A 9,431-nucleotide genomic window follows, 5' to 3' on the forward strand; every position below is an offset into this window, starting at 1 on the left:
TCCTGGTGGCAGGGCTCAGGTCGAAGGGGTGGGTTTGCGTTTGGCGCGCGCGCGGCTTTCGCGCTGCAGCGGGCCGCCGACCGGGCAGACTTCGGCGGCCCAGGCGAACAACGTGTTGGTCAGGCGGTCGGGCACCTGGCGGAAATACACGAACTGACCGCGCTTCTCGCGTTCGATCAGCCCGGCATCCTCGAGGATGCGCAGGTGGCTGGACAGCGCCGGCTTGCTGAAATCGAAGCGTTCCCCCAGTTCGCCCGCAGTCAACTCGCCACCGTTGAGGTAGGCCAGGATCTGCCGGCGGGCGGTGGAGGCCAGGGCCTCGAAGATGCGGTCCATTCGGATAGTTAATTAATTCGTTAACTAATCCTGCGCCGTCGCGCGAGGGCCTGTCAAGTGCCTTGGCCTGCGCCGCACCGTCACCAGCGCGTAATACGCAGCGCTTACCTTGCGCCGCACTTCAGGGGTTGGGGCGGCACAGTGGCCGAGCAGGCAAGAGGGCGGCTGGCGCGGATGTTCGTGGAACACGCGCCGGTGCTTCGGGGGTTCTTCGTGCGCCGGGGGGCGCGACAGGACGCCGAAGACCTGGTGCAGGAGACGTACCTGCGTCTGCTGCGTGCGCACGCGGGGCCGGGCGAGTCCATCGCCAATCCCGAGGCGTATCTGTTCACCGTAGCGCTGAACCTGGCGCGTGAGCAGGCCAGCCGCAGGCGCTGGTCGACCCTGCCGATCGAGGACATCGAACAGCTGGGCCAGGGCCTGGCCAGCGGGGAATGCGTGGAAGATGCCGCCGAACGCGAACAACGCAGCCAGCGCCTGCAGGCGCTGCTGGCCACGCTGCCCGAACACACCCGCGCCGTGCTGGTGATGCAGTACCGCGATGGGCTGAGCTACAAGCAGATCGCCGAGCGGCTGGGCGTTTCCTCGCACATGGTGAAGAAGCACGTCGTGCGCGGGCTTGCCGTGTGCCGGCGTGCGATGGCCGACCGCGAGGTGGCGCGATGAGTGAACCGTCGTTGCATCCCTCTGCCTTGACCCAGGCCGCCGCGCACTGGCATGCGCTGCAACGCCAGGGCGATGTGTCGCCGGCGCAGCAGCGTGCCTTCATGGACTGGCTGCTGGTTTCGCCCGAGCACCTGCGCGAATACCTGGTGATCAGCGAAACCGCAGGCGCGCTGGGGGAGGCGCTGCGCGCGATGCCGATCGACCTGGACGCGCTGCTGGCGGCACCGGCACCACAGGGTACGGGCGACAACGTCGTGCAGCTGCCGGCGCGCCCGCCGCGTGCGGCAGCGCCTGCGCCGGCCCGACGTCGGCGGCTTCCGGGTATCGCTGCCGCGGCAGCGCTGCTGCTGGCGGTGGGTGTCGGCACGCCGCTGGCATGGCCGCATACCACCCGCTATGTGGCCGCCCATGGCGCGCCGCGCCAGATCGAGCTGTCCGACCACAGCATGCTTCATCTCAATGCCGAGAGCGAAGTCTCGGTGCGGATGAGCCTGTTCGGTCGCCGCGTTGAACTGGAACGCGGCCAAGCCAGCTTCGTCGTCGCGCCGGACCGGCGACCGTTTGCCGTGCATGCCGGCGGCCTGCAGGTGACCGACATCGGCACTACCTTCGATGTCTCGCTGCTGCGTGAACAGGCGCGCATCGCGGTGAGCGAGGGCCGCGTGCAGGTGCATGGCGATGGCGGGCGCGGCCGCCTGCTGGCCGATCTGCCGGCCGGCAAGGTGGCCCAGGTCGACTACCGCGACCAGCGCGTGCAGCTGCGCGATGAGGACGCCGCCAGCATGACCGCATGGTGGCAGGGGCACATCGTGTTCCGCGACGAGCCCCTGCGCGAAGTGGCCGATCGCTTCAACCGCAGCAACGCCCTGCGCCTGCGCGTCAGCGATGACGCCGGCGCGCTGCGCCTCACCGGCAACCTGCGCGCCGATGACCTGGGTTCGCTGCGCGCGTTCCTGGACCAGCAGCCGGCGCTGGTCATCCAGCAACGTGCCGATGGCATCCACGTACGCATGCGCGAGGTGGCCGAGGGCGTTGTCAAAAAAAATTCATCGAATTAGCGGTGCCCGATCCACGCCTTGCCGCGTCGTAGTTGGGGAACGCCACCGCCATTCCCTCACTGGATCCCACGATGCGCTGCACTCTGTTCCTTTCGATCGCCCTTGCCCTGCAGGTCACCGCGACGGCCACCGCTGCAGAACCGACCCGCCTTGCCGCCGATGCCATCGCCTCGCAGCCGCTGGACATGGCACTCAACGCACTGTCGCGCCAGACCGGCCTGCAGTTCGTCTACAACGCGCAGGTGGCCGGCAACCCGCGCACTCCGGCGGTGCCGGCGGGCCTGACCGCCGAGGCGGCGCTTGACCGCCTGCTGGCCGGCACCGGGCTGCGCTACCGCTACCTCAATGCCGGTACGGTCACCATTGAAGCCGCCACGGCGGGTAACGAGCCCACCTCCGGGGTGGTCGCGCCCATGGCGGTGGCCGATGCCGGGGCGGCGCCGCTGCAGGCCTCGGCAAGTGACGTCGCCGCGCCGGGCGCGCAGAACCTGGAAACCATCCAGGTGACCGGCAGCTACAGCCGCAGCCTGGAACAGGCGGTGGACCTGAAGCGTAACAACATCGGCTTTTCCGATTCGATCGTGGCCACCGACGTGGCCGACTTTCCGGAACAGAACCTGGCCGAAGCGCTGCAGCGCGTTCCCGGCGTGACCATCGAGCGCAGCAAGGGCCTGGGCACCAAGGTCAGCGTGCGTGGCCTGCCGTCGGAATACACGTACGTGTCGATCAACGACCTGGCCACCGCCTCCGGCAGTGGTGGGCGCGACGTGGAGTTCGACATGTTCGCCTCGGAGATCATCCAGCAGGTCACGGTGCAGAAGTCGCCCACCGCCGCCGATGAAGAGGGTGGCATCGCCGGCTCGGTGAAGATCACCACCGCGCGCCCGTTCGACTACAAGGAGCGCAAGCTGGTGCTGTCGGCCGAAGGCGCGCACAACAGCATTTCCGAAGAAGTGGACCCGCGCTTCGCGTTCCTGGCCGCCGATACCTGGGGCGACTGGGGCGGCCTGGTGTCGTACTCGCAGTCCAAGCGCACCAACCGTACCGATTCCACCTCGGGCATCAACTTCCGCCCTATGTCGCGCTTCCTGGGGGCGTCCGGCACCCGCGGTACCCAGGCCCAGGCCGTGCTGGCCCGCGATGCCGGGGTGAACATCGTCAACCGTACCGACACCGATGAAACGAACCTGGTGGTGTTCCAGGACAAGGTCGGCGACCGCGTCTACCTCAACGAGCAGGACAAGTGGGGCGCCACCGCGTCGCTGCAGTACAAGCCGAGCAGCAGCTTCAGCCTGACCTTCGATGCGATGCTGGGCGGCTACGATTCGACCGAAGACGAGTACGACGCGGCCGCCTATTCGGCGTCCAGCCGCAGCACCCTCGACACCATCCATGAGTACGATGCCAGCACCCTGTCCGAGTACGGCATGGTGGTGCTGCGCGATGTGTCCTACACCGCCACCCAGCACGAGATGCTGAGCAAGGAGCGGATCAACAAGACCGATTACAGCCAGTACAGCGTGGCCCTCGACTGGAAGGGGCAGGACTGGTACATCGACGCCATGGCCGGCTACTCCGGCGCGGAGAAGACCTCGGACTTCTCCAACCTCAAGCACGTCGCCTACGCACCTTCGCGCACCCGCTGGACCGGCCGCAGCGGCGAAACCATTCCCAGCACCCCGGGCGGTTTCGACATGTACAACGCCTCGGACAAGTACCTGTTCGAAGCCTATGAAACCACGCTGGAGAAGGTGGACGACGACAAGTACGCCGCCCAGGTCAACGTGACCCGCATGCTGGACCTGGCCTTCCTGCCGGCACTGCGTGACGTGAAGTTCGGTGCGCGCTACACCGACCGATCCAAGCAGCGCCAGTACGGCGAACTCAAGATCACCGGGCCGACCGCCGGCAGCAGCGCCTGGGTGAACACCCGTACCCTGGCCGACAGCCCCCTGCAGTGGATCGGCGACATCGTTCCCGGTGGCGACTACACCATCAAGGACCTGGACTGGCAGCAGGTGTCCAACGATTACGCACGCCGCGCCTTCCGCTACGACGGCTTCTACACCCCGTTCGACGCCGGCCAGTTCTACCAGGTCGATGAGAAGGTGACGAGCGTGTACGCCATGGCGGACTTCGCCTTCGATATCGGCCACGTACCGGTCAACATCAACGCCGGTGCGCGTTACGTCGATACCAGCGTCACCTCGTTCGGCTACCACCCCATCCAGCGGCCCGATGGCAGCACCGGCTACACCGATACCCCGGTGTCCAAGGATGGCAGCTACGACGACCTGCTGCCCAGCTTCAACATGACCGCCGAACTGGCCCAGGGCCTGCTGCTGCGCGCGGCCGCGTCCAAGACCATGATGCGCCCGGCGCTGACCGACATCGCCTACAAGCGCACCGCCAGCTGGAGCTCGTACCGCTTCACCGATGGCAACCCGGAGCTCAAGCCCACCTATGCCAAGCAGTGGGAAGTGGGCCTGGAGAAGTACCTGGACAACGGCGCGCTGTTTGCCGCCTCCTACTTCCGCAAGAACATCGACGGCGTGGTGATCAACTCGCTCACCGGCGTGGTCGAGGATGTGGCGGTGTACAACGCCAACGGCACCCTCAACGGCATCTTCGATTTCGACGTGTACCAGCCGGTGAACGCCAAGGGCTCCTACCAGGTGGACGGCGTGGAGCTGGTGGCGCAGCTGCCGCTGGGCATGTTCCACCCGGTGCTGGAAGGCTTCGGCGTGAACGCCAACTACACCGTGCTGGACAGCTCGCTGGCCGGTGAATCCGACCTGGGCATCCGTACCCCGATGCCCGGCCTGGCGGAGAAGACCTGGAACCTCACCGCGTACTATGAGAATGACCGGTTCGATGCCCGCGTGTCCTACAACCACAAGGACGAGTACGTGGAATCGATCGGCTATGACATGTACCCGATCTGGCGCGATGCATACGGCCAGATGGATGTGTCGATCGGCTACCGGATCACCGACAACATCAAGGTCAGCCTGAAGGGCATCAACCTGACCAACGAGATCACCAGCGGCTACACCATGGATCCGTCGTTCCCGACCATGTACGAAGCCTCGGGACGTCGCATCAGCCTGGGCCTGCGGGCCGACTTCTGATCCTCCCGGTGCCTGTCGCCGCTGGCGGCAGGCACCGGCCAGCAAGGAACCCACATGCAAACCCTTCTTCTGCTGGCGCTGCTTGCGGCGCCGGCCACGGCATCGCCTGCCGATCCTGGTGCCGGCCGCGATTGGCAGCCCGGCGACCACCACGTGCACAGCGAATGGAGCGTGGACTGGGACCGCAGCACCACGCCTCCCACGCCCATCCGTGGCGGCGACTCGACCTACACCCGCAGCCACAACGCCGGGCGCGCGCGCCATTTCGGGCTGCGCTGGATGGTGCATACCGACCACGGCGGCCCCGGCCACTCGGCGGTGACCCGCGACCATGCCTATCCGGCGCTGCTGCAGGCCCGGCAGGACGTGCCTGAGGTCATCCAGTTCAACGGCATGGAATTCGATGTGCCGGCCGGTGAGCACGCCTCGCTGATCATCGCGCCGGGTCCGCGCGAAGCCGAACAGCTGGTGACGATCGAACGCGACTACAGCCGCGGCGAGCCGCTGCAGGAGGGCAGCCGCGATAACCACCAGCACATGCTTGATGCCTTGGCCCACATGCGCGGGTTGAGTCCGTTGCCGCTGATGCTGATCAACCACCCCTCGCGAACCGCCACCGGGGTAGGGGAGTGGGGTGAGGTGGAGCCGGCCGAGCTGAACGCCTGGCATGCCGCCGCGCCGCAGGTGCTGGTCGGCATGGAAGGCGCGCCCGGGCACCAGGCCACCCGCACCGAGCGTGGCCTTTACCGGAATGCGGCGGCACCGACATTCGGCGGCTTCGACCAGATGACCACGCAGGTGGGTGGCGTGTGGGACCAGATGCTGGCCGACGGCACGCGCTTCTGGATCACCGCCAGTTCCGATTCGCATGTGAACCAGCGCGATGGGGGCAGTGACTTCGATCCGGGTGAGTACAGCAAGACGTATGTATGGGCGCGTCCGGAGGCCGATGACATTCTCGGCGGCGTGCGCGGCGGCCGTATGTTCGCGGTGACCGGCGACCTGATCGATGCGTTGGAGCTGACCGTGCAGGCGGCCGATGGCAGCGGTGGGGTAGGGCGCATGGGCGAGACCGTGGCCGTGGCAGCAGGCACGCCGATGCGCGTGCAGTTGCGGGTGCGAACGCCCGAACGCGCCAATGCGATCGGGCAGCATCCAGCGCTCCGCCAGCTGCAGTTGATCGTCGGCAGCGGCGGCGGACAATCGCCGCAGATACAGACCCGGCGTTTCACCGCGAAGGACTGGAAGCAGGAAGGGGCGTGGTACCAGGTGACGTGGACATTGCCGGCGCCGGAAGGCGGTGGCTTCGTCCGCGCGCGCGGCAGCAGCACCGACGAACCCACGCCATTGGCCGACATCAAGGGCGAAGATCCCTGGCAGGACCTGTGGTTCCATTCCAACCCTGTGTTCATCGGCAACACCGCACTGCCGTGAACGCCACGGCAGGGCCCGTGCACGATCCGGTCACGGGTCCCGGCCGAGGCTGGGAGCACCCGAATCCTGCGCGGACCCTGCCATGACCACGCTTACCCTGCACGACCTGGCCAAAAAAATGGCTGGCATCGACTTCACCATGCTGCAGACCTTCGCCGACAACGGCGAGATTTCCGGCCGCCCGATGAGCAACAACGGCGATGTCGATTACGACGGTGACAGCTGGTTCTTCGCGCTCGACAGCACCGACATGGTGCGCGAACTGCAGGCCGAACCCAAGGTCGCGCTCAGCTTCACCGGCAGCAAGGGCCTGCTCGGCAAACCGCCGCTGTTCGTGTTCGTGCAGGGCAAGGGCCGCATCATCCGCGACAAGGAAGTGATGCGCGAACACTGGCAGAAGAGCCTGGAGCGCTGGTTCGAACAGGGCGTGGACACCCCCGGCCTGGTCCTGATCCACGTCCACGCGCACCGCATCCACTATTGGGACGGCGAAGACCAAGGCGAGATCCAGGTCTGAGTGACGGACATGCGCGCCTCCTCCGGCCCGCTGGTCGGCTGCGCAGGCTGGTCCATTCCGGGCCGCTACGCTGACCTGTTCGGCCCAGGGGAGAGCATGCTCGCGCGCTATGCCACCCGGTTCCCGGTGGTGGAGATCAACTCCTCGTTCTATCGGCCCCACAAGCCCGGTACCTACGAGCGCTGGGCGGCCAGCGTGCCGCCCGCGTTCCGTTTCTCGGTCAAGATCCCGCGCACGATCTCCCACGATTCGGCATTGGTCGGCGTGGGACCGTTGCTTGACCGCTTCCTGGACGAGTCCAGCGCGCTGGGCACCAAGCTCGGTGGACTGCTGCTGCAGCTGCCGCCCTCATTGGCGTTGGACCCCCGCCGCGCCTCCAGCTTCTTCCGTGCGCTGCGCAGGCGCAGCGAGGCGCCGCTGGCGTGCGAGCCGCGCCATGCCAGTTGGTTCACCGACGCGGCCGACGCGTTGCTGCTGCGGCACGGCGTCTCGCGGCTGGGAGCCGACCCAGCGCGTGTGCCGGCGGCTGCGCAGCCGGGCGGTGCATCGACATGGCGCTATTGGCGCTTGCACGGCGCACCGCGCATGTACTACAGCGATTACGACGATGCGGCGTTGGACGCGCTGGCAGGGCAGGTGCGCCAGGCACGTGGACCCCGCTGGGTCATCTTCGACAACACCGCACACGGCTTTGCCGTTGCCAACGCCGCGCGACTGCAGGAGCGGTTGAATGCCTGAAGGTCCCTCGATCGTCATCCTGCGCGAGGCGGCGGCGAAGTTCCGTGGCAAGACCGTGCGGCGCGCGCTCGGCAACAGCGCCTTGGACCTCACCCGCATGGAGGGGCGGCGCGTGGTCGCACTGCGCAGCTGGGGCAAGCACTTCCTGGTCGAGTTCAGCGGCTTCAGCCTGCGCGTGCACATGCTGATGTTCGGCAGCTACCGCATCGACGAACGCAAGCCGTCGCCCCCGCGGGTTTCGCTGCAGTTCGACAACGGCGAGCTGAACATCTATGCCTCGTCGCTGAAGTACATCGAAGGCAGGCTGGACGAAACCTACGATTGGCGCACCGACGTGATGAACGATGCGTGGGACCCCCGCCTGGCCCGGCGCCGGCTGAAGCAGCAGCCAGACACGCTGGTCTGCGACGCACTGCTGGACCAGGAGCTGTTCGCCGGCGTCGGCAACATCATCAAGAACGAAGTGCTGTTCCGCCAGCGGGTGCACCCGGAAAGCACGGTGGGAGCGCTGCCGCCGCGGGTACTCGGCAGGGTCATTGCCGACGCCCGCGCCTACAGCTTCCTGTTCCTGGAATGGAAGCGCGCCTTCGAGCTGAAGAAGCACTGGCAGATCCATACCAAGCGGATCTGCCCAACCTGCGGCGGCCCGGTTTCCAAGACCTACCCCGGCAAGAGCCGGCGGCGCACCTTCTTCTGTCCCAATTGCCAGATCCGATACTGAGTGAAGGGCGGAAACCGCCCATCCTGTAGGATGGGTGCGTCCCACGCCGTTTCGCGCGTCCTGCGCGGCCACTACGGTCGCCCGCTTCGCTCCCCATTTGAGCCGTCCCATGGAGCGCACATGCCGGGCTATACCACCCGCATTCTCACTGTTGCCGTCAATGGCCACGAGTTCCGTATTCGTGCCCTCAGCGACCTGCAGCAGTTCGCCGATCCCACCGGCCGCGCCGAGCGCGCCGGCATCCATTCCTCGTTGTGGAGCCTGTTCGGCCAGGTCTGGCCGGCCGGCCGGGTGCTGGCCGAGACCATGAGCCAGTACGACGTGGCCGGGAAGAGAATTCTTGAGCTGGGCTGTGGGTTGGGTCTGTCCAGCCTGGTGCTGGCCCATCGCGGCGCCAACGTGGTGGCCAGCGACCACCACCCGCTGGCCGAATCGTTCCTGGCCTACAACGCCGGGCTCAACGACCTGCCGGCCGTGCATTACCGCGACCTGCCCTGGGAGATGCCGGATACGTCACTGGGTCGTTTCGATCTGATCATCGGCAGCGACGTGCTGTATGAGCGCGGCCATGGCGTACAGATTGCCGCGATGATGGAGCGCCACGCCAAGCCCACCGCCGAACTGCTGCTGACCGATCCCGGTCGCGGCAACATCGGCGGCTTCTCGCGCGCCATGGCATTGCAGGGGTATGAAGCCACCGAAGAAGGCGGCTTCGGCGAAGACGAAAGCAGCTCGCCAGGGCGCGGACGCCTGCTGCGTTACGCCCGTACCGCGTAGAGCCACGCCCTGCGTGGCTGCAGGGTGTCCGACGAAGCGCAGCCACGCAGGGC

9 protein-coding genes are annotated in these 9,431 nt (G+C 66.9%); 8 read left to right on the forward strand and 1 reads right to left on the reverse strand.

Going from position 1 to position 9,431, the window contains the following annotated elements:
- Positions 1-15: 15 nt before the first annotated feature.
- Positions 16-342, reverse strand: coding sequence for a metalloregulator ArsR/SmtB family transcription factor (locus QMX79_RS03720; protein WP_282244517.1), 327 nt, complete (start codon positions 340-342; stop codon positions 16-18).
- 168 nt (positions 343-510) lie between these two features.
- On the opposite strand from QMX79_RS03720, the gene QMX79_RS03725 reads away from it, so the two are divergent.
- The 8 genes from QMX79_RS03725 (at position 511) to QMX79_RS03760 (ending at position 9,378) form a co-directional block, all read left to right on the forward strand.
- Entirely contained in the window at positions 511-1,002 is a 492-nt protein-coding gene (locus QMX79_RS03725; protein ID WP_282244499.1) for a sigma-70 family RNA polymerase sigma factor, read from the forward strand.
- Positions 999-2,060 carry a FecR domain-containing protein gene (locus QMX79_RS03730; protein ID WP_282244501.1) on the forward strand — a complete coding sequence of 354 codons (1,062 nt, stop codon included), beginning with the start codon at positions 999-1,001 and terminating at the stop codon, positions 2,058-2,060. Before QMX79_RS03725 ends, QMX79_RS03730 begins: the two co-directional genes overlap by 4 nt.
- A 71-nt stretch (positions 2,061-2,131) precedes the next feature.
- Positions 2,132-5,191, forward strand: a complete 3,060-nt coding sequence (locus QMX79_RS03735; protein ID WP_282244503.1) for a TonB-dependent receptor — start codon at positions 2,132-2,134, stop codon at positions 5,189-5,191.
- Positions 5,192-5,245: 54 nt separating this feature from the next.
- The gene (locus QMX79_RS03740) at positions 5,246-6,625 is read left to right on the forward strand and encodes a hypothetical protein (RefSeq protein ID WP_282244504.1); all 1,380 of its coding nucleotides are present in this window, start codon (positions 5,246-5,248) and stop codon (positions 6,623-6,625) included.
- An 82-nt stretch (positions 6,626-6,707) separates the two neighbouring features.
- Positions 6,708-7,142 carry a pyridoxamine 5'-phosphate oxidase family protein gene (locus QMX79_RS03745; RefSeq protein ID WP_282244506.1) on the forward strand — a complete coding sequence of 145 codons (435 nt, stop codon included), beginning with the start codon at positions 6,708-6,710 and terminating at the stop codon, positions 7,140-7,142.
- A 9-nt stretch (positions 7,143-7,151) separates the two neighbouring features.
- Complete coding sequence (locus tag QMX79_RS03750; protein ID WP_282244508.1) at positions 7,152-7,880, forward strand: DUF72 domain-containing protein; 729 nt, start codon at positions 7,152-7,154, stop codon at positions 7,878-7,880.
- Positions 7,873-8,601, forward strand: a complete 729-nt coding sequence (locus QMX79_RS03755; protein ID WP_282244510.1) for a DNA-formamidopyrimidine glycosylase family protein — start codon at positions 7,873-7,875, stop codon at positions 8,599-8,601. Before QMX79_RS03750 ends, QMX79_RS03755 begins: the two co-directional genes overlap by 8 nt.
- A 120-nt stretch (positions 8,602-8,721) precedes the next feature.
- Positions 8,722-9,378 carry a methyltransferase domain-containing protein gene (locus QMX79_RS03760; RefSeq protein WP_282244512.1) on the forward strand — a complete coding sequence of 219 codons (657 nt, stop codon included), beginning with the start codon at positions 8,722-8,724 and terminating at the stop codon, positions 9,376-9,378.
- The last annotated feature ends 53 nt before the right edge of the window (positions 9,379-9,431 follow it).

Source organism: Stenotrophomonas sp. PS02300, from assembly GCF_029959395.1.
In the GTDB taxonomy this organism is placed as follows: Bacteria; Pseudomonadota; Gammaproteobacteria; order Xanthomonadales; family Xanthomonadaceae; genus Stenotrophomonas; species Stenotrophomonas maltophilia_AD.